Below are 18,911 nucleotides of genomic sequence, written 5' to 3'. Positions count from 1 at the left end.
CCTCAGGCGAGCGTCTTGTCGAACACGACCTGGGTCTTGCGTAGCGCGTAGTCGGCGCGTTCGTAGAAGCGATGCGCGCGTTCGCGCTCGACGCGGCTGCGCACGCGCATGCGCGCGCAGCCGTGCGCGAGCGCCCAGCGCTCGGCCGCCTCGACGAGGCCGACGCCGATGCCGCCGCCGCGCACGCCTTCGCGCACGACGAGCCCGAGGATCTCGCCTTCGACGGCGCTGGTCAGCGACGTGGCCTGGCCGACGTGCAGCCAGCCGACCAGCGTGCCGCTCGCGTCTTCCGCGACGAGCACGCTGCCCTGCCCCGCCGCCTCGATCGCGGCGAGGCGACAGACCACCTGCTGGCGCGTCGACGGGTACCCGAGTTCACCGCAGAGGTCGGCGATCGCCGCGGCATCGTAGGTGCGCGCGACGCGCACGGTCGTGGTCATGGCAGCCTCCTTTGGCGACAGGCTCGCGCATGCATCGGCACGGACGCGGGCAGGCGATGGCGCCGATGCGGCAGCGCCATGCCGTATCGCGGGCGTCGTCCGAGGCGTCAGTCGCAGCAGCCGTCCTCGCCCTTGACCGTGTGCGCGTGGCTCGCTGCGACGCCGCGGGTGAGACCCTTGCCGCTCGCGACGTAGTGTTCGGCGACGACCTTGGCGACGCACATCGACATGCGCTTGCCGGTCGGCACGTGCAGGAATTCGTTCGGGCCGTGCGCGTTCGAGTGCGGGCCGAGCACGCCGGTGATCATGAACTGCGCGCCGGGGAACTTCTCGCCGAGCATGCCCATGAACGGGATCGAGCCGCCTTCGCCGTTGTAGGCGACCGGCGCGCCGAAGAACTGCTGCGACGCCGCCTCGACCGCGGATTCGAGCCACGGCGCGAGCGCGGGCGCCTCCCAGCCGCTGCCGGCCTTTTCGAGGTCGAACGTGACCTTGGCGCCGTACGGCGGATCGTTCTCGAGCAGGCGCTTGAGGAATTCGCCGCCCTTCGCCGCATCGAGCGTCGGCGGCACGCGCAGCGACAGCTTGACCGCGGTGTACGGGCGCAGCACGTTGCCGGCCGAATCGAGCGGCGGCAGGCCGGCGACGCCGGTGACCGACAGCGCCGGGCGCCAGGTGCGGTTGAGCACGAGTTCGGCGAGATCCGCATTCATCGGCTGCATGCCGTCGACGAGCGGGAACTTCGAGTACACCGCGTCGCCGAGGATCTGCGCCGTGCGTTGCGCCTGCGTGACGCGCTGCGCCGGGATCTCGACGTGCAGCTCCTGCGGCTTGATGCGCCCGCTCGTCTCGTCCTCGAGGCGCGACAGTACCTGGCGCAGGATGCGGAAGCTCGACGCGACGACGCCGGACGCGTCGCCCGAATGCACGCCTTCCTCGAGTACCTTGACCGTGAGGTTGCCGCCGGTGAGGCCGCGCAGCGACGTCGTCAGCCAGAGCTGCTCGTAGTTGCCGCAACCGGAGTCGAGGCAGACGATCAGCGACGGCTTGCCGATGCGCGCGGCGAGATGGTCGACGTAGTACGGCAGGTCGTAGCTGCCCGATTCTTCGCACGCCTCGATCATCACCACGCAGCGCGCGTGCGGGATGCCCTGCGCCTGCAGCGCCATGATCGCGGCGAGCGAACCGAAGATCGCGTAGCCGTCGTCGGCGCCGCCGCGGCCATACAGGCGGTCGCCGTCGAGCACCGGCGTCCACGGCCCGAGGTGGGCGGACCAACCGGTCATCTCCGGCTGCTTGTCGAGGTGGCCGTAGAGCAGCACGGTGTCGTCGCCCTGGCCCGGGATCTCGATGAAGATGAGCGGCGTGCGGCCCGGCAGACGCACGACCTCGAGCTGCATGCCGGGAACCGGCTGCGCCTTCGCCCACGCTTCCATCAGCGCGACCGCCTGGTCCATGTAGCCGTGCTCGGCCCACTGCGCGTCGAACATCGGCGACTTGTTCGGGATGCGGATGTACTCGGTGAGCTGCGGAACGATCTGATCGTCCCAGAGGCCGCCGACGAAACCGCTGAGTGCTTTGGAGTCCATCTGTTCCACCTGTTCGATGAGCGGGGCGCGCGCGGCCGGACCGCGGCCCGGCGTCACCGGGCGTTCGCAAGCAGTGAATCGTAGCGGATCGGCGCGCATTGTTCGCGTGCCGCGCGGCCGTGCCGTGGCGTCGCTGCCGTCAATTCGGCCACGCGCGGACGGCGCCGCAGCCGAGCCAGCCGAGCAGCGTGGCGAGGCGCCGTAGCAGCGGACGCCGCGCGGGGCGCGGTGAAGGCTCCGCCGACGGTTCCGCCGACGGTTCCGCCGGCGATTCCGCCGCGTTCGCGAGGCGTCGCGCGAGCTCGATGTCGGCGATATGGCCGTGCATGAACAGCAGGTCGTTGCAGAACGAACGCATCGCGAAATTCTCCCGTGTGAAAGGAAGCCGGCTCAGCGGTCGTGCGTGTCGCCCGACAGCGCCGTCGCGCGCATCGACGGTCGCGCGGCGAAGCGCGTGTACCAGGCGGCGAGGCGTGGGCGGTCGTCGCGGAACGCGTACACGCCGCGGAAGTCGATCCAGCTGAGTGCGGTCGCGAGCGCGATCGCACCGATGTCGGGGGCACCGATGCCGGCCGCGTCGTCGTCGAGTTCGCGCTCGAGCAGGTCGCACGCGGCGGCGATCTTGCCGAGCTGGCCGTCGCGAAGGTCGACCCAACGCAACGCCGGCGGCCGCCGTTCGCTCTCCCAGCGCACCGCGATGCCGGCGTCGGCGATGCCTTGCGCGAGCGCCTGCAGGCGCAGCGCGCGCCAGCGCCGCGGCGCGTCCGCGGGGATCAGGCGCGCGTGCCCGTGCAGGCCGTCGAGCCAGGCGCAGATCACGTCGGAGTCGAACAACGCGAAGCCGTCGTCGAGCACGAGCACGGGCACCTTGCCGAGCGGATTGCATGCGAACACGAGGTCGTTGCGCAGCAGCGGGCTCGTCTCGTGGTGGATCACCTCGAGCTTGCCGGCGAGGCCGAGCTCGTGCGCGGCGACGAGCACCTTGCGCGCGTACGGCGAATGCGACTGATAGAGCAGTTTCATCGATGCGGTTTCCATGGTCACGGAGTCGGAAGGCTTCGGTCGGCGAGCAGGTGCGCGTGCAGCGGCGCGGCGAGATTCGCGCCGCAGACGATCGTCGCGACGCGACGGCCCGCGTAGCGCCGCGGCTGCGCGAGCACGGCGGCGACGCCGGCCGCGCCCGCGGGCTCGACGACGAGGGCGAGATGGCGATGCAGCAGCACGATCGCCTCGAGCAGGTGCCGTTCGTCGACGTCGACGACGTCGTCGCAGCAGCGGCGCAGCAGGTCGAGCGAGCGCGCGATCGGCACGCGTACGGCGATGCCGTCGGCGATCGTCGCCGCCTGCGCCGTCTCGACGACGCGACCCTCGCGCAGCGAGTGCTGCATGGCCGGCGCGGCGCTCGCGACGACCGCGACGATCTCGACCGCGGGCGCGATCCGGCGCAGCGCGCTGCCGACGCCGGCGAGCAGCGCACCGTTGCCGAGCGGCACGGTGATCGCGTCGAACGCGTGGCTGGCCGCGAGTTCGAGCGCGATCGTGCCCGCGCCTTCGGCGATCGCCGGTTCGGCGCCGTCCTCGACGAAGCGCAGCCCAAGCGCCCATGCATGCGCGCGCGCGGCGTCCTTCGCGGCGTCGAAATCGTCGCCGGCGACGCGCACGTCGGCACCGAACCGGCGCAAGGCGTCGACCTTGAGCGGATTCGCCGCGCGCGAGACGAACACCGTGCAGGCATGGCCGCGGCGCGCGCATGCGCGCGCGAGCCCCTGGCCGAAGTTGCCCGCCGACGCGCACACGACCGCTTCGCCGGCGTCAAGCGCGGTGGCGACGAACGTGTCGGCGCCGCGTCCCTTGAACGAGCCGATCGGGTTGTCGGTCTCGACCTTCGCGAGGACGTGGCAGCCGAGCACGGCGTCGAGTGCGGGACTCGACGCGACCGGTGTGTCGAGATAGGCCGGATCGATGCGGGCGCGGGCGGCCTCGATGGCGTCGATGGCGAGCAGTGATGGCATCGGGTCTTGCGGCGCGGCCGCGGATCGTCGGAGAGGACGACCATGCTAAAGTCCGCCCGCGCGGCGCGGCCGCGTATGCCGGCGCGATTGCGCGGCTTCCGCGCGCGTTCCCGAGCTTCGACGCACGATGTCCGCAAACCTCGACAAACTCGATCGCAGGATCCTCGCCCTGCTCCAGCGCGACGCGCGCCTGCCGGCCGAGACGATCGGCGCCGAAGTCGGCCTGTCCGCATCGGCCGTGCAGCGCCGCCTCGCGCGACTGCGCGAGGACGGCATCATCACGGGCGAGGTCGCGGTGCTCGATCCGCGCAGCGTCGGCCGACCGCTCACGATGATCGTCGACCTCGTCGTCGAAGGCGACCGCAAGGAACTCGTGGCGGGCCTCAAGCACTGGATCGAGCGCGAAGCCGCGGTGCAGGAAGCGTGGTACGTGACCGGCGACGAGGACTACGTGCTCGTCGTGTCCGCGCGCGACGTCGACGCGTACGAACAGATGATGCAGCGCCTGCTCGCCGAGAACGCGAACGTGCGGCGCTACCGCACGCGCGTCGTGCTCGGCACGCTCAAGCGCGGCCTCGCGCTGCCGCTCGAGGCGGGCTGAGCGCATCGTGTAGGAAATTTCCTACGCGAACCGACGCCACCCGCCTACAGGGCCGCGTGAGCCGCAACACTCCCCCCGTGGCGGCCCCGCTCCTAGACTTCCGCCATCGCCGCCCATCCGCGCGGCCGCCGTTCCACCCGCAACGATGAAGCTGCTGTTCCGGTTCGTGTTCTGCCTGCTCTGCCTGCTGCTGCCGGCAGCCGCGTTCGCGCAGGTCGACATCAACCATGCCGATGCGAAGACGCTGGCCGAATCGCTGAGCGGGGTCGGCCTCGTCAAGGCCGAAGCGATCGTCGCCTACCGCAAGGCCAACGGCCCGTTCGCGCGCGTCGAGGACCTCGGCAAGGTCAAGGGCATCGGCAGCAAGACGATCGAGGCGAACCGCGACGCGATCGTGATCGTCGAAGGCACGCCGGAAACGCCGCCGCCGATGTACCGCGGCCCGTAGCAGCACGCGGCCGTCGCGGCGCGACGCCGCTCCTGGCCGGATCGCCGCCGATCGGCCACGCCGGCACGCGGCACGACGCCGGCACTCTGCTAGACTCGCGCCCCGCCGAACGGCGGTCGCACGCATGATCCTCCCCCGTTACCACATCGGCCCGTCTCTGATCACGGGCGCAGGACAAGGCTTGTTCCTCGACGAGCCGGTCGCGCGTGGCCGCCTGATCACCGCCCCCGACGCGATTCCCCGCGTGTACACGTTCGACCAGATCAACGCCCTCCCGGACGCGGCGCAGCTGCTGCCGGCGACCGTGCGCTGGTTCGAGGACCGCTACACCGTCACGCCGGAGTGGCCGGACGAGTGCTACATCAACCACGCGTTCGCGCCGAGCGGCCTGTGGCACCTCGGTTTCGTGTTCGCCGCGGCGGACCTGCCGGCCGGCACCGAAATCACCGTCGATTACCGCCACCTGCTCGCGCCCGGCCAGGAAGAGGAATTCCGCGACGCGCACACCGGCGAGCGCATCGTCGGCTACGACTGGGGCGAAAGCCTGCGCGCGTCGACCGCCGCGCTCGCCGCGCTGCTCGCCTGATCCTGCGATGGTCGAGATCCCCACGCTCGTGACCGAACGCCTGCGCCTGTGCGCGCTCGGCGATCGCCATTTCGAGGCCTATGCGGCGATGCTCGCCGACGCCAGCAGCACGCGCTTCGTCGGCGACGGCCAGCCGCTCGACCGCATGAACGCATGGCGCTCGATGGCGATGCTGCTCGGCCACTGGGCTCTGCGCGGCTGCGGCATGTGGGCGGTCGAGTTGCGCCACAGCGGCGAGTTCGTCGGCCGCGTCGGCCTGCACTACCCGGAAGGTTGGCCCGACCTCGAACTCGGCTGGATGCTCGTACCCGAACACCGCCGCAAGGGCCATGCGACCGAAGCCGCGCGCGCCGCGCTCGACTTCGCGTTCGAGCAACTGCATGCACCGCGCGCGATCAGCCTGATCCGCGCCGAGAACAGCGCGTCCGAACGCGTCGCGCGCCGCCTCGGCGGCCGCCAGGCGACGACGATCGACTTCCTCGGCCACGCGACGCTCGTCTACAGCTACCATCCGGATCGCTGACCGCACGACGGTGACCTGGCCATCTCACGGCGCGATGAACGGCCCGTGCGCGATACAGTGCGCCCTTCACTCCGCCGATCGAATCGCATGAGCAACCTGCACCGGATCCCGCCGTCGGCCTATCGACGCACCCGCTGGAAGAACGACGGCGGCTGGACCACCGAGATCGCGCGCAGCGACGAGGACGACTTCCGCTGGCGCATCAGCATCGCCGAGATCGAGAGCGACGGCCCGTTCTCGTCCTTCCCCGGCATCGAACGCGACCTGCTCCTGCTCGAAGGCAACGGTATCGAGCTCGACATCGACGACGCGACGACGCGCCGGCTCGTGCAACGTTTCGAACGCGTGCATTTCGCCGGCGAGGCGAAGGTCGATTGCCGCCTCGTCGCCGGCCCGACGCGCGACTTCAACGTGATGGCGCGGCGCGACGCGGTGCGTGCGGACGTGATCGCGCGGCCACTGGTCGGATCGATGGTGATCTTTCCGGAACGCGGCGCCGAATGGTTCGTGCACGCGTTCGCCGGCACCGCGACCGCGCGCAGCGCGGCGGACACGCTGGTGCTCGAAACAGGCGCGTCGCTGGTCGCCGATTTCCGCGAGGGCGGCAACCGCATCGTGCTCGAGGGTGGCGGCGAACTCGTGCTCGTGAAGTTCGTCGCTGTTGCCGCGACCTGATCGCCGCGTCAGTGGTCGTCCGTGTCGCGACCACGCAGCACGTGCCACGAATAAGCGAGCAGCAGCGCGACGCCGACGGCCCAGTGCGCGAGCGCGACCGGCGCGCGGGCATCGTCGCCGCTGCCGTAGTAGAGCCACCATCCGCTCGCGATCAGCACGATGAACACGCCCGCGACGACGACGCCGCTCGCGCGGCGACGAGTGCGCCACGCGGGGAGCACGTGGATCGGCCACAACAGGCCGAACAGCCACAGCGACGCGAATGCGGCGGCGCCGTGCAGGCGCAGCGACCAGATCTCGAGCGGATGCGGTTGTTCGCCGAACTCGCCCGGCTGGCGCAGGAAGTAGTGCAGCACGATCCACGCGACGCCGCTCGCGTAGAGCAGCCCGCAGATGCCGTGCACGAGCCATTCGCGTCGCGGCGTCAGGCGCGCGACACGCCGGCCGGGATGGTGCCGGCGATGCCTCACGCGGCACCGAGGATGCGCCAGCGCCGCTCGCCGTCGCGCAGGCACGCAGTCGCGCGATGCCGCCGCAGGACGCGCTCGCCGACGCGCGCATCGGCGAGCACGACCTTGGTCAGGGCGTCCGCGATCATGCAATCCGCGGCGAGCACGCTGACCGCGCGTCGCGCGCGCAGCGCGCGGCCCGAGCGCGGATTCACGTGCGCCGCCCGCGCACGCGTCGCGACGACGCTCGTCGCGACGGCCGCGTCGCCGAGTTCGATCACCGGCGCGTCGCCGGCATCGCCGTGGCGCAACGCGATGCGCTCCGGCTCGATGCCGTAGCGCGCGAGGTCGCCACCGGCATTGACGCTCGCCGTCGCTGCGCCGGCCGCACGCAGGCACGCGAGTGCACGATCGACCGCGTGGCCCTTGGCGATCCCGCCGAGGTCGATCCACGCGCGCTGGCGCAGGCGCACGCGCCGGCGCGGCAGCAGCTCGATGTCGCGCCAGCTCGCCGACGCCGATCCGCGCGACGCGGCGGGCATCGGCAGCAGCCCGCGCTCGACCAGGCGCGGCGCGATGGTCGGATCGAACCGACCGTCCGATTCCTCGGCGAGCGCACAGGCGGCATCGAGCACGGCCCACGTGCGCGCGTCGACGCGCACCACCGCACCGACTCGCGCGCGATGCAGGCGCGACAAGTCGCTCGCCGCATCATGGAAACTCATGAGCCGATGCACGGCCGCGACTTCGGCGAACGCAGCCTCGATCGCCGTGATCGCACGCGCTTCGGCGAGACCGTCGACGCGCATCTCGACGAGGGTGCCGAGCCACGGGCGCGCGCGCGCGATCTCCATCAGTCGGCCACGCGCAGCGCGCGCTCGTGGAGTTGCAGCAGGCGATGCACGCCTTCCGTGACGTGGCGCGTCGAGAGCGTTGCGCCCGAGATGCCCTTGATGTCGCGGTCGAGTTCGACCGCGTCGTGCGCGGTCTTGCCGACGAACTGCTTGCGCCACGCGGCGAGGCGCACTTCGCTGCCGTGCGTCTCGCGATAGTCGAGGATCTCGATCGCCTTGACCGCCCCGGTCGCGTCGAGCGCGAGCGCGTAGGTGATGAGTTCGGTCTTGCCGATCACGCGGTCGACGATGAACCAGCCGAGGCGCGCGCCGCCCTTGCCCGCTTCGAACACCTGCGGCGACCAGCCGGCGCCGCCGAGTTCGGTGGCGAGCGCGGTGTCGACCGGCGGCAGCGCGTGGAATGCGTCGGCGTCGGCGAACATCGCCCGCTGCGCCTCGGCGACGCTGAGGTACTGCGTCGCCAATGCCGCGTGGAACGCAGGTGCGGCGACGAGGCCGAGCGGCAGGATCCAGCGCGAACGAACGGGACGTGTCATGGCCGGAACTGTCTCCTACGACCGCAGCGCCGCGCAAGGGCCGACGCCACGCCGTCGTCGATCAGAACTGGTAACCGACGCCGAGATCGAAGCGGTTGCCGTAGCCGAGCACGAGGTCTTCGATGTTGAAGTGCTGGTAGTCCGCCTTGAACACGACCTGGGGCGTCAGGTAGTAGTTGAGGCCGAGCGTCCACACGCGCTCGGTGTCGGCCGCAGGCACGCCGAGCCCCAGCGGCATCGGCGCGTAGGCCGCCGCCGTGTTGAACATCTCGTAGCGCAGGAACGGCGCGAGCGAGGAATCGCCGCTCTGCCACGCGCGCCACGCACCCTGCACGTAGCCGCCCCAGAGCGATTTCGGCACCGGCGTCGGATTGCCGACGAAACGGAGGTTGAGCGCTTCGGTGTCGCTGATGCGGCCGCGTGCGTACAGCGCAGCGAAGTCGAACGGCCCCGGCTGCCAGCGCACGTGCGCTTCGCCGAGCGTGAGGCGCGCATCCTTGGCCAGGAAGGTGTCGTCGCCCTGGCCGATCTTGCCCGTGAACAGTCCGCCACCGGCGCTGAAACCGGGGATGCCCTGCCAGTTGAGCGCGGCATACACCGACGGATCGTGCGCCTTCGCGAGCTGCAGCTCCTGGTGGATCGACGCGAGCGGCGACGCGCGCCCCTCGTCGGCGGCTGCATCCCACTTGGTGAGGTCGAAACCCGTGGTGATGCCGACGTTCCAGGAGAGGCCCGCGTCGGTGCTGCCGAGCAGCGAGAGCCCGCCTTCGCGCCACGTCGAGGGAATGATCGCGGTCTCGACGAAATTGCGTTCGACGCCGTAGTAGTTCGTGGGTTCGTGGCGTTCATTGATGAAGCCGAGCGGGATCAGGGTCAGGCCGGCGCGCACCGCCATCGCCGGATTGACCTGGTGCTCGACGTACAACTGTTCGACTTCGCTCTCGCCCGAATCGTCGGCCGAGACGATCGCGTGCTCCCACTCGAGCTCGCCATAGACATGGGTGTCCTCGCTGAAGGCATGGCTGAAGCCGATCACCGCGCGGCGCACGTCGGCCTGCGCGTCGGCGCCATTACCGGTCGGGCGCGAGTAGTTGAGCTCGCCGTAGCCCCATAGGCGCGTGCTGTCCTGCGTCGTCGCGGGCGTCGCGGCGACCGTCGCTGCAGGCGCCGGCATGGCGGTCGACGTGGCCACCGGAGCGCTCGCCACGCTCGCGGCCGCATCGTTCGCGCGCGTGCCGCGCAACTGCTCGACCTCGGCCTTCAACGCGCCGACTTCGGCGCGCAGCGCCGCGAGCTCCTGGCGCAGGCTCTCCTCGTCCGCGCGCGCGGGAGCGGCGGCAGCGAGGCCGGCGACGAGCGCCAGCGCGATCGGGGTGTGCCTCATGGTCTTCTCCGTGACGAAGGAATCAGGGTGCGGACGGCGGTACGTTGCGCGCCGGGTCGGCAGCGTCGGTCGCCGGGTCGTAACCGTCCGTGAGCGTGCCGAGGAACGCGACCAGGTCGTCGATCTCGGCATCGTCGAGGCGTGGCGCCTGGCCGGGACGGCGGTCGTAGGGCACTTCCGAAGTATTGACGTTGCGCGCGAGGTCCGGCGGCAGGTCGTCGAACTTCAGCAGCGTGCCGTCCTCGGCGCGCGGATAGAACTCGTCGGGGTTGGTGTCGCGACGCACGTAGAAACGGATCGCGTCGCGCAGGTTCTTGAACAGGCCGTTGTGGAAGAACACGCGGCGCGTGGCGACGTTGCGCAGTGTCGGCACCTTGAACGCGCCGCACAGGTCGCGCCGATCGGCGAGGTCGACGCGATCGGGGCCGCACAGGCCGAGGTCGAAATAGGCCGGCTGCGCATTCGCGGGAATTTCCATGTTCCGCGGCACGCCGAGGTTGTCGTAGGTGTAGTCGGTGAACAGCGGCGGCGAACCGTCGGCACCGCGCTGGCTCGAATGGCAGCCGTTGCAGTTGCCCTTGTCGGGGCGGTTGAACAGCGCGAGGCCACGCAGCTCCGCCGGCGAAAGCATGAGTTTGCCAGCGAGGAACGCGTCGTACTTCGAGTCGAACGGATGCAGCTCCGGCGCCGACTGCTCGAACGCGGCGAGCGCGAAGCGCACGCGCAGGAACACGCCTTCGGCGTCGTCGAAGGCATCGTCGCCGAACAGCGCGCGGAAACGATCGGCGTACGGCGCGGCGGCCACCTTCGCCGCGAGCGCGGTCGCATCCACGTTCGCCATCTCGTGCGGCGCGAGGAACGGACGCGCCGCCTGTTCGATCAGGCTCGCGGCACGGCCGTCGCGATTGAAGCCCGCGGTCGGCGTGCCTTCCTTGTCGAAATAGAACGCGTCGCCGTTGAGGTAACGCAGCGACGGCACGCTGCGAAAGCCCGCCACGTCGAGCAACGCACCACCGGCCTGCACCGGCAACGCATTCGCCTGCGCGTGCGCATGCGCAGGGTCGTGGCAGGTCGCGCACGACATCTGGCCGGACGCGGACAGGGCCGGGTCGAGGAAGATCTCGCGCCCGAGCGTGGCAGCCGTGAGGTCGGTGTCGCCGGCATGGGCCGGAACCGCGGACAGGCCGAGCGCGAGGATCGCGAAGGCAAGGCGAGAAGACGCGAAGCGACGCGACATGGGCCGGCTGCAGGATAATTCAGATGAGAACGATTCTCAGTTGTTTCCGCATTCGAGTCAACCGGCGGTTACCCCTCACATCGCCGGCGCAACCGCTCCGCCTCGCCACGCAGCACCGCGTGTGCAGAGTGGCCGAGGTCGTCGAGCAGGCGTTCGAGAAACGCCGGCGGCGCGGTTTCCGCCGCGCGGCGCAACCACTGCACCGCCGCTTCCGCGTCGCCCTGCTGCATCAGCAGCGACGCGTGGCTGACCTGGCCGCGGAAATCGCCCGCGTGCGCGGCGCGGCGATACCACTCGGCCGCGACCGCCGCATCGCGTTCGACCGCCCAGCCTTCGTCGTAGTGGCGACCGAGCATGTTCATCGACTTCGCGTGGCCGCGTTCGGCCGCACGGCGATACCACGCGAGCGCCTGTGAGCGATCCTGCGCGACGCCGCGCCCCGCACCGAGCAACTGCGCGATGTTGTACATGCCCCAGTCGCTGCCCTTCGCCGCGGCCTTGCGATACCACGCCGCGGCGAGGTCCGCATTCATCGCGGTGCCGACGCCGAGCTCGTGGCAGCGGCCGAGCATGTTCATCGCCTGCGCATGGCCGCTGTTGGCGGCGAGCGCGTACCAGTGCAATGCCTCGGCCGCGTCGCGAGCGACGCCGCGCCCTTCCGCGAGCGCCTGCGCGTACAACGCCTGCGCGTCGACGTCGCCTGCCTGCGCGGCCGCGCGCACCTCGGCGATCGCCGGCGCGGCATCGCCGTCGTCGGCGATCGCCGCCTCAGACATCCGACCACTCGCGCAACAGGTTGTGGTAGAGCCCGGTCAGGCGTACGAGCTCGGGCGCCGCGGGCAGCTTCTGCGTGAGCTGCTGGATCGACACGTCGAGCTCGAACAACATGCGACGCTGCGTCTCGGACCGGACGAGGCTCTGGATCCAGAAGAACGCGGCGACGCGCGCGCCGCGCGTGACCGGCCTTACTTCGTGCACGCTGCTGCCCGGATAGAGCACGAGGTCGCCGGCCGGCAGCTTCACGCCGTGCGTACCGAACGTGTCCTCGACGACGAGTTCGCCGCCGTCGTATTCCCCGGGTGCGCTGAGGAACAGCGTCGCCGACAGGTCGGTGCGCACGGGTTCGGCGCTGCCACCGGAACGGTCGTAGCGGATCGCGTTGTCGACGTGGGAGCCGAATGCCTCGCCGCCTTCGTAGCGGTTGAACAGCGGCGGATACACGCGCCGCGGCAACGCACCGGCGAAGAACGTCGTGTTGCGCGCAAGCGCGCGCAACACGAACGCACCGAGTTCGCGCGCGAGCGGGTCGTCCTCGCCGAGCTGGCGGTTGCGCTTCGCCTGCGCCGACTGCGAGCCCGCGGTGACGCGCCCGTCGATCCAGGCGGCGCGTCCGAGCTTCTCGCGGCAGTGCGCGAGTTCGCCTTCGTCGAGCACGTTGGCCACATGCAGCAGCATCGTCGCACCTCCATGCTGCGACGGCGCGGCGCCGTCGCAGTCGCATCGGCATCGCCGTTCAGAACGCCCAGGTCGCGTTGAGCACGGCCGAACGCGCATCGCCCGGCGTGCCCCAGGCGACGTCGCCGGCGGTACGCACGCGCGTGAGGTACTCCTCGTCGAACAGGTTCGTCACGTTGAGCTGCAGGCGCAGGTGCTTGTTGACCTTGTACGCGACCATCGCGCGATGCATCCAGTAGCCGCCGACCGAATTGAGCGGACCGTTCGGATTCGCGGCCGAATGCTGGCTCACGTTGTAGCTGCCGACGTAGGTCGCGCCGTAGCCGAGCTGCCACTGCTCGGACAGGTCGTAGGTCGTCCACAGGCTCAGCGAGTCCTCCGGCGTCGACAGCAGCGGATCGCCCCTGGTGTAGTCCTGGCCCTGCGAGGACACGTAGGTCGAGGCGCCCTTCACGACTTCGCTGTCGAGGTGCGAGTAGTTCGCGTACACGGCCCAGTGTTCGGTCAGGTTGCCGCTGACGCCGAGCAGGACGCCGTCGACGCGCGCGCGACCGTCGAGCGTCTGCTGGCCGGACGGGTTGTCCGGATTGCCGGGATCGGCGACGCGATAGTTCTTGCGGTCGTTGCGGAACACGGAGCCGGTCAGCGACAGGCGGCCGCCGTAGAGGTCCCACTTCGCCCCCAACTCGACGTTCACGGCCGTCTCGGGATCGACGTTGCAATTCGCGGTGCCGGTCGTGCTGGTCGCCGTGCACGTACCGTTGACCGACGCCGCCGACGGCGTCTTCGAATTGCTGTAGGCGACGTACACGCTCGCGTCGTCCGCCGGCTTGTAGACGAGGCCCGCGCGGTACGAGAGCAGGTTGTCGTCGTTCTTCGCGGCCGGGTTCGCGCCGGTGATCGTGCCGATGTTGCCGTTGTCGGGGTTCGGATTGGCCGCGGTCGGCGCGACGAACTGCTTGACGATCGCGCTGTTCGAACTCGCGTCGTTGCGCTCCCAGCGCACGCCGGCGTTGAGCGACCAGCGGTCGCTGAACTTGAGGTTGTCGAACACGTACACCGCGGCGTTGTCGAGGTCGCCGTCGACCTTCGAGGTGAGCGTGCGATGCGCCGGCCCGGCGTAGTACGAATCCGGATCGCCGATCGGCGTGAACGGGAAGTGGCCCGGCGCCGCGTACGGATTGGTGCCGTCGTCGTTGCGGTACTGGCTGTAGCCGGTCAGCGCGTAGTCCTCGTGCGACAGCGAAACGCCACCCACCAGCGCGTGCGCGATCGTCCCGGTGTTGAACTCGCTGGTGAGGTCGGTCTGGTTGTAGAGGATCTTGTTGGTCGTGTCGCGGATGTTGCCGCGCGGACCGCTCGGCATGTACATGCCCGGCGGCACGACGATCTCCAGCGGCGTGCCGCCGTTGAGCGTGCACGACGCGCCGCTCGGCTGCAGGTTGCCGGGCAGACAGAACGTGCCCTGCGGCGGATCGACCAGCGAGAACTGCGTGACGCGCTGCGCACGCGTGAGGTTGCGCAGCGAGAAGCCTTCGCCGAACTGGTGTTGCAGCACGCCGGTGAGCGCGTCGGCGCGGATCTGCTGCGTATCGTAGTTGCGGTAGCCGTAGTACGCCTCGCGGTCGACGCCTGGCAGCACGTCGCCCTTGAACGTCGGGATGCCGTACTGCGGCACGTTGTCGTCGTGCTGGTGGAACCAGCTCAGCGTGAAGCTCGTGTCGGTGCCGAGGCCGAAGCCGATCGACGGCGCGACGCCCCAGCGACGGTAGTTCTCGACGTCGCGCCCCGGCACGTCGTTGCGATGCGCCATCACGTTGAGGCGCACCGCGGTGGTGTCGCCGACCTGCTGGTTCGTGTCGAGCGTCGTGCGCGCATAGTCGCCGCTGCCGACCGCGGCGTTGACCAGCGTGCGGTCGCCGAGCAGCGGCGTCTTGCTCACGAGGTTGACCGAACCGCCGACCGAGCCCGAGCCCGAATAGACCGAGTTGGCGCCGTTGACGAGCTCGACGTGGTCGAGGTTGAACGGATCGGAGCGCGTGTACTGCGCACTGTCACGCACGCCGTCGACGGTGATGTCGTTGCTGCCGGTGAAGCCGCGCAGGTTGATGCTGTCGCCGTAACCGCCGCCGCCTTCGCCGGCGCCGAACGTGATGCCGGGCAAGGTGCTCAGGATGTCGCGCAGGTTGAGCAGGTTCTGCTCGGCGATCACCTTCTGCGGCACGATCGTGATCTGCTGCGGCGTGTCGAGCAGCGGCGCGGTGAACTTCGGCGATGCCGCCTGGTTCAGCACGCTGCCTTCGACGGTGACGCTGTCGAGCTGCTCGGCGACGCGCTTGTCGGCGTCGGCGTCGGCATTGCCGGCGGTCGCGTCGTCCGCACTGCCCGCACCAGCGGCGAGAGCGGGAACGCCGGAAACGAATGCCGTGCCGAGTGCAGTGGCTAGCAGACGCTTCGGCGTCGCGTGGCTCGCGGTGATGTACGAGGGGTGGGACATGGTCACGATCCTTGGAGGATTTGCGATGATGGAAACGAACGGAATGGTCGGGCGGGCGCGTCAGGCGGTGCGGGCATCGAGCTCCTGCGGCGCGGGCGCGGCTGCACGGCGCAACGCGTCGTTGCGCCGGCGCAGCACCCACATCCACAGCCCGCTCAATGCGAACAGCGGCATCAGCAGCGCGGCGGTCACGGCGACGACGCGGCCGGGCACGCCGAACCAGCTGCCCGAATGCAGCGGGAACAGCGAGGCGACGAAGCGGCGGCCGCGCGGCAGTTCCGCGTACGGCTCGCGGCTGCGCACGCGGCCGTCGACGGGGTCGAGCTTGAGGCTGTCCCAGGCGCGATCGTGCGGACTCGCCGCGGTCTGGTAGCGGATCTCGAGCGCGCCGTCGGCTGCCGTCGACGTCGCCATGCTCGCGCGCACGGCGTCCGGTGCCTCGCGCAGGAACGACGTCCACGCGGCATCGAGGGAAGCAACCGCGGGCGCGTCGTTGGCCGGACCGCGACGCGCCGGCGTCGGCACGCCGGCGAGACCGTTGACCGCATTGCGATAGGCGTCGTACGACCACCACAGGCCGGTCGCCGCCGCGACGAGGTACGGGATCAGCAACCAGGTGCCGACGACCGCATGCAGCTGCCACCAGAAACCACGGCCTTTCGCCGCCGTGTTCATGCGCAGCCACGCCGACGGAGAACGCGCGCGGCGCGGCCAGCGCAAGTAGAGCCCGCTCGCGATGAAGACGAACACGAGTGCCGTGCTCGCGCCGACGACCTGCTTGCCGATCGGGCCGATCGCGAGGTTGCGATGCACTTGCTCGACCGTCGCGAAGAACGCGGTGCCGCGCTCGGTGCCGAGCACGGCGCCCGAATACGGATCGATCGCGATCTCGGTCGGCCGCGCGCCCGCGCGCGCCATGCGTACGCCGACCGCATGCTCCGGCCCTTCCCAGGCGACGCCGCGCACCGCGTGCTCGGGCATCGCCGCGCGCGCGGCGGCGATCCAGCGATCCGGCGTCTGCGCCGCACGGCCTTCGGCGCTCACGTGCAGCGCAGGGTTGAGCCACGACAGCACGGGCGCTTCGAGCCCGAGCAGGCCGCCGGTGAACCCGACCAGGCCGAGCACGAGCCCGGCGGTGATGCCGGCGAGCCAATGCAGGCGGAACAGTACGCGTTTGAGCAGCGAAGGACGCACGTCGAACCCGACCTGAGGGGAGGGCCCGAATTGAATCACAAATGCGAATCGTTCTCAATATTATTACGCAATGCATCTGCTGCGGATGTGCCACAGCGGGGCACGAGGAAAGGTACGACGAACAGCTGAAACACGGAGCACACGGAGAGCAAGACGAGAACTGATCCGGTTGAAGAGCTCTTCCTCCGCGTGCTCCGTGTATCCGCGTTTCAATCTCCGAAGCTTTGCCCTTCCTTCGTGCTCTTCGTGTTTCGGTCTTTCGCTTCCGTTCCCCCCGCCACCCCGCGCTCACTAGAATGCGGCGATGCGCATCCTGATCATCGAAGACGACGCCGCGATCGCCGACGCGATCGGCGCCGCACTCGCGCGTGCCGGCCATGCAGTCGACCGCCTCGACAACGGACGCCAGGCCGACGCCGCGCTGCGCGATCATCCGTACGACCTCGTCGTGCTCGACCTCGGCCTGCCCGACGTCGACGGCGTCGAACTGCTGCGCCGCCTGCGCAACCGCGCCGACGCGGTGCCCGTACTGGTCGCGACCGCGCGAGAGGAACTCGAGGAGCGCGTGCGCGCGCTCGACCTCGGCGCCGACGACTACCTCGTCAAGCCGTTCGCGCTGCGCGAATTCGAAGCGCGCGCACGCGCGCTACTGCGCCGGCGCACGACCCAGGGCGTGCCCGAACTGCAGCTCGGCCGCATGCGCCTGGACCTGCCGCGCCGGCGCGCGCAGGTCGGCGACACCCCACTCGAACTCACGCCGCGCGAGTTCGGCCTGCTCGAGGCGCTCGCCTCGCGGCTCGATCGCGTCATGAGCCGCGAACAGCTCATCGAAGCACTCTGCAGCTGGGACACGACACTGACCGACAATGGCCTCGACATCGCCGTGTACCGCCTGCGCCGCAAGCTCGACGGCAGCGGCGTGCGCATCCGCACCGTGCGCGGACTCGGTTACCTGCTCGAAGCCGGCGACGGAGCGTCGTAGTGGCTGCTCGCGCGAGCGTAGCGACGAGGCCTTCGCGAGGCGACGCGGAGATGCCGCGATGACGCGCGCGCCCCGCCCCGCGAGCCTGCGTCGTCGCCTGCTCACGATCCTCGTCGTGCCGATGGCACTCGCCTGGCTCGGCAGCGGCGTGCTCATCTACGTGCTCGCGCTGCACTACGCCAACATCAGTTACGACCGCTCGCTCGCCGACGGCGCGCGCGCGCTCGAACGGCTGATACGCAGCGACTCCGGGCACGAGGAACTGAGCCCGCAGGTGCGCATCCTCATGGAATACGAGTCGGCCGAGCCGACCTACTACGCGGTACGCAGCCTGCGCCACGGCGTGCTCGTGTCGAACCTCGAGCTGCCCGTGCCGGCGCCGGTACCCGCGGTCGGCACGCCGCCGCGGCTCGATTCGATCGTCGCCGACGGCCGGCCGCTGCGCATCGCCTCGCTCGCGCTGTCCGGCGAGGACAGCACCGACACGATCGTCGTGTCGGTCGCGGAGACGCTCGGCGAGCGCCACGCGCTCGCGCGCGAGATCCTCGTCGGCACGCTGCCGATCGTGCTGCTGCTGATCGCGCTCGTGCTCGTGCTGGTCTGGTTCGGCGTCACGCGCGGATTGCGCCTGCTCGATCCGCTCGTCGACCAGCTCGCGCAGCGGCGCGCACGCGACCTCTCGCCGCTCGACCAGCGCGAAGTGCCGATCGAGATCCGCCCCCTCACGCAGACGATCGATGCGCTGCTCGCGCGCCTGCGCGAGCTGCTCGAGCTGCAGGAACGCTTCATCGCCGACGCCGCGCACCAGCTGCGCACGCCGCTCGCGGGACTGCGCCTGCAGGCCGAGCGCGCGCTCGGCGACCCGCGCCCCGAGAGCGTGCGCGATGCGCTCGTACACGTCGAGCGACTGTCCGCGGGCGCCGGCCGCGCGGCCGGCCAGCTGCTCGCGCTCGCGCGCGCGCAAACCGGCGAGAATCGCACCGAATGGAACCCGGTCGACCTCGCGCGACTCGCGCGCGAGTACGTCGCCGAACGCGTGCCCGACGCGCTCTCGGCACGCATCGATCTCGGCTACGAAGGCCCGCTGCACGGTGCCGAGGTCGCCGGCGACGCGGTCATGCTGCGCGAGGCGCTCGTCAACCTCGTCGACAACGCGCTCACCTACGCGGGCGAGCACGGCACCGTCACGGTGTCGCTCGAATGCGAGCTGCGCACGGTCGTGCTCGCGGTCGAGGACTCGGGCCCAGGCGTCGCCGAGGAATGGTGGCCGCGCCTCGGTGAACGTTTCTTCCGCCCGCCGGAGAGCCGCCGCGAGGGCTCCGGCCTCGGCCTCGCGATCGTGCGGCGCATCGCCGACAGCCACGGCGCCGCCGTCATGTACGGCCGCGGCCGCGACGGCCGCGGCCTGCGCGCGACGCTCCGCTTCGCTGCGGTTGCGAAGTGACACTG

21 protein-coding genes are annotated in these 18,911 nt (G+C 70.5%); 7 read left to right on the top strand and 14 right to left on the bottom strand.

All coding sequences use genetic code 11. The features are described 5' to 3' along the window. Window positions 1-2: 2 nt before the first annotated feature. The 5 genes from FHW12_RS17095 to FHW12_RS17075 form a co-directional block, all read right to left on the bottom strand. The gene (locus FHW12_RS17095; protein ID WP_182532265.1) at window positions 3-440 is read right to left on the bottom strand and encodes a GNAT family N-acetyltransferase; all 438 of its coding nucleotides are present in this window, start codon (window positions 438-440) and stop codon (window positions 3-5) included. A gap of 107 nt (window positions 441-547) precedes the next feature. After that, complete coding sequence (locus FHW12_RS17090; protein WP_182532264.1) at window positions 548-2,029, bottom strand: M20 family metallopeptidase; 1,482 nt, start codon at window positions 2,027-2,029, stop codon at window positions 548-550. A 139-nt stretch (window positions 2,030-2,168) separates the two neighbouring features. Then, window positions 2,169-2,387 (bottom strand): hypothetical protein, encoded by a 219-nt coding sequence (locus FHW12_RS17085; RefSeq protein ID WP_182532263.1) that lies wholly within the window; start codon window positions 2,385-2,387, stop codon window positions 2,169-2,171. A 32-nt stretch (window positions 2,388-2,419) separates the two neighbouring features. Next, window positions 2,420-3,052 (bottom strand): glutathione S-transferase family protein, encoded by a 633-nt coding sequence (locus FHW12_RS17080; RefSeq protein ID WP_182532262.1) that lies wholly within the window; start codon window positions 3,050-3,052, stop codon window positions 2,420-2,422. Between the two features lie 17 nt (window positions 3,053-3,069). Beyond that, window positions 3,070-4,041: a threonine ammonia-lyase gene (locus tag FHW12_RS17075; RefSeq protein WP_182532261.1), complete on the bottom strand. Its 972-nt coding sequence runs from the start codon at window positions 4,039-4,041 to the stop codon at window positions 3,070-3,072. A gap of 127 nt (window positions 4,042-4,168) precedes the next feature. On the opposite strand from FHW12_RS17075, the gene FHW12_RS17070 reads away from it, so the two are divergent. The 5 genes from FHW12_RS17070 to FHW12_RS17050 all read left to right on the top strand — a co-directional run bounded on the left by FHW12_RS17070 (window position 4,169) and on the right by FHW12_RS17050 (window position 6,874). After that, window positions 4,169-4,642, top strand: a complete 474-nt coding sequence (locus FHW12_RS17070) for an Lrp/AsnC family transcriptional regulator (RefSeq protein ID WP_182532260.1) — start codon at window positions 4,169-4,171, stop codon at window positions 4,640-4,642. 145 nt (window positions 4,643-4,787) lie between these two features. Beyond that, on the top strand, window positions 4,788-5,090 hold the full coding sequence (locus FHW12_RS17065; protein ID WP_182532259.1) for a ComEA family DNA-binding protein: 303 nt from the start codon (window positions 4,788-4,790) through the stop codon (window positions 5,088-5,090). 124 nt (window positions 5,091-5,214) lie between these two features. Beyond that, complete coding sequence (locus FHW12_RS17060; protein WP_182532258.1) at window positions 5,215-5,676, top strand: SET domain-containing protein; 462 nt, start codon at window positions 5,215-5,217, stop codon at window positions 5,674-5,676. A 7-nt stretch (window positions 5,677-5,683) separates the two neighbouring features. Beyond that, window positions 5,684-6,199 (top strand): GNAT family N-acetyltransferase, encoded by a 516-nt coding sequence (locus tag FHW12_RS17055; RefSeq protein ID WP_182532257.1) that lies wholly within the window; start codon window positions 5,684-5,686, stop codon window positions 6,197-6,199. Window positions 6,200-6,286: 87 nt separating this feature from the next. Further along, a complete protein-coding gene (locus FHW12_RS17050; RefSeq protein WP_182532256.1) occupies window positions 6,287-6,874 on the top strand; it encodes a HutD/Ves family protein in 588 nt (195 codons plus the stop codon). Between the two features lie 8 nt (window positions 6,875-6,882). Here the strand turns inward: FHW12_RS17050 and FHW12_RS17045 are convergent, their stop codons facing one another. The 9 genes from FHW12_RS17045 to FHW12_RS17005 form a co-directional block, all read right to left on the bottom strand. After that, the gene (locus FHW12_RS17045) at window positions 6,883-7,344 is read right to left on the bottom strand and encodes a hypothetical protein (protein ID WP_182532255.1); all 462 of its coding nucleotides are present in this window, start codon (window positions 7,342-7,344) and stop codon (window positions 6,883-6,885) included. Further along, window positions 7,341-8,177, bottom strand: coding sequence for an FAD:protein FMN transferase (locus FHW12_RS17040; protein WP_220484521.1), 837 nt, complete (start codon window positions 8,175-8,177; stop codon window positions 7,341-7,343). The genes FHW12_RS17045 and FHW12_RS17040 overlap by 4 nt, the downstream gene beginning before the upstream one ends. After that, window positions 8,177-8,713: an FMN-binding protein gene (locus tag FHW12_RS17035; protein ID WP_182532254.1), complete on the bottom strand. Its 537-nt coding sequence runs from the start codon at window positions 8,711-8,713 to the stop codon at window positions 8,177-8,179. The genes FHW12_RS17040 and FHW12_RS17035 overlap by 1 nt, the downstream gene beginning before the upstream one ends. 61 nt (window positions 8,714-8,774) lie before the next feature. Next, window positions 8,775-10,097 carry a hypothetical protein gene (locus FHW12_RS17030; RefSeq protein WP_182532253.1) on the bottom strand — a complete coding sequence of 441 codons (1,323 nt, stop codon included), beginning with the start codon at window positions 10,095-10,097 and terminating at the stop codon, window positions 8,775-8,777. Window positions 10,098-10,119: 22 nt separating this feature from the next. Continuing rightward, complete coding sequence (locus tag FHW12_RS17025; protein ID WP_182532252.1) at window positions 10,120-11,334, bottom strand: cytochrome-c peroxidase; 1,215 nt, start codon at window positions 11,332-11,334, stop codon at window positions 10,120-10,122. A 68-nt stretch (window positions 11,335-11,402) separates the two neighbouring features. Further along, window positions 11,403-12,110: a tetratricopeptide repeat protein gene (locus FHW12_RS17020; protein ID WP_182532251.1), complete on the bottom strand. Its 708-nt coding sequence runs from the start codon at window positions 12,108-12,110 to the stop codon at window positions 11,403-11,405. Then, complete coding sequence (locus FHW12_RS17015; protein WP_182532250.1) at window positions 12,103-12,789, bottom strand: Fe2+-dependent dioxygenase; 687 nt, start codon at window positions 12,787-12,789, stop codon at window positions 12,103-12,105. The genes FHW12_RS17020 and FHW12_RS17015 overlap by 8 nt, the downstream gene beginning before the upstream one ends. A 58-nt stretch (window positions 12,790-12,847) precedes the next feature. Next, entirely contained in the window at window positions 12,848-15,286 is a 2,439-nt protein-coding gene (locus tag FHW12_RS17010; RefSeq protein ID WP_182532249.1) for a TonB-dependent receptor, read from the bottom strand. A gap of 60 nt (window positions 15,287-15,346) precedes the next feature. Then, a complete protein-coding gene (locus FHW12_RS17005; protein WP_182532248.1) occupies window positions 15,347-16,480 on the bottom strand; it encodes a PepSY-associated TM helix domain-containing protein in 1,134 nt (377 codons plus the stop codon). A 304-nt stretch (window positions 16,481-16,784) separates the two neighbouring features. Between FHW12_RS17005 and FHW12_RS17000 the strand changes: the two genes are divergently transcribed. Together FHW12_RS17000 and FHW12_RS16995 are read left to right on the top strand one after the other, a co-directional pair. Continuing rightward, window positions 16,785-17,462, top strand: coding sequence for a response regulator (locus FHW12_RS17000; protein WP_182532247.1), 678 nt, complete (start codon window positions 16,785-16,787; stop codon window positions 17,460-17,462). 58 nt (window positions 17,463-17,520) lie between these two features. Continuing rightward, window positions 17,521-18,906 carry a sensor histidine kinase gene (locus tag FHW12_RS16995; RefSeq protein WP_182532246.1) on the top strand — a complete coding sequence of 462 codons (1,386 nt, stop codon included), beginning with the start codon at window positions 17,521-17,523 and terminating at the stop codon, window positions 18,904-18,906. Window positions 18,907-18,911 lie beyond the last annotated feature (5 nt).

The organism is Dokdonella fugitiva (assembly GCF_014138265.1).
Classification (GTDB): domain Bacteria; phylum Pseudomonadota; class Gammaproteobacteria; order Xanthomonadales; family Rhodanobacteraceae; genus Dokdonella_A; species Dokdonella_A fugitiva_A.
This window is presented reverse-complemented; position numbering and strand designations above follow the sequence as displayed.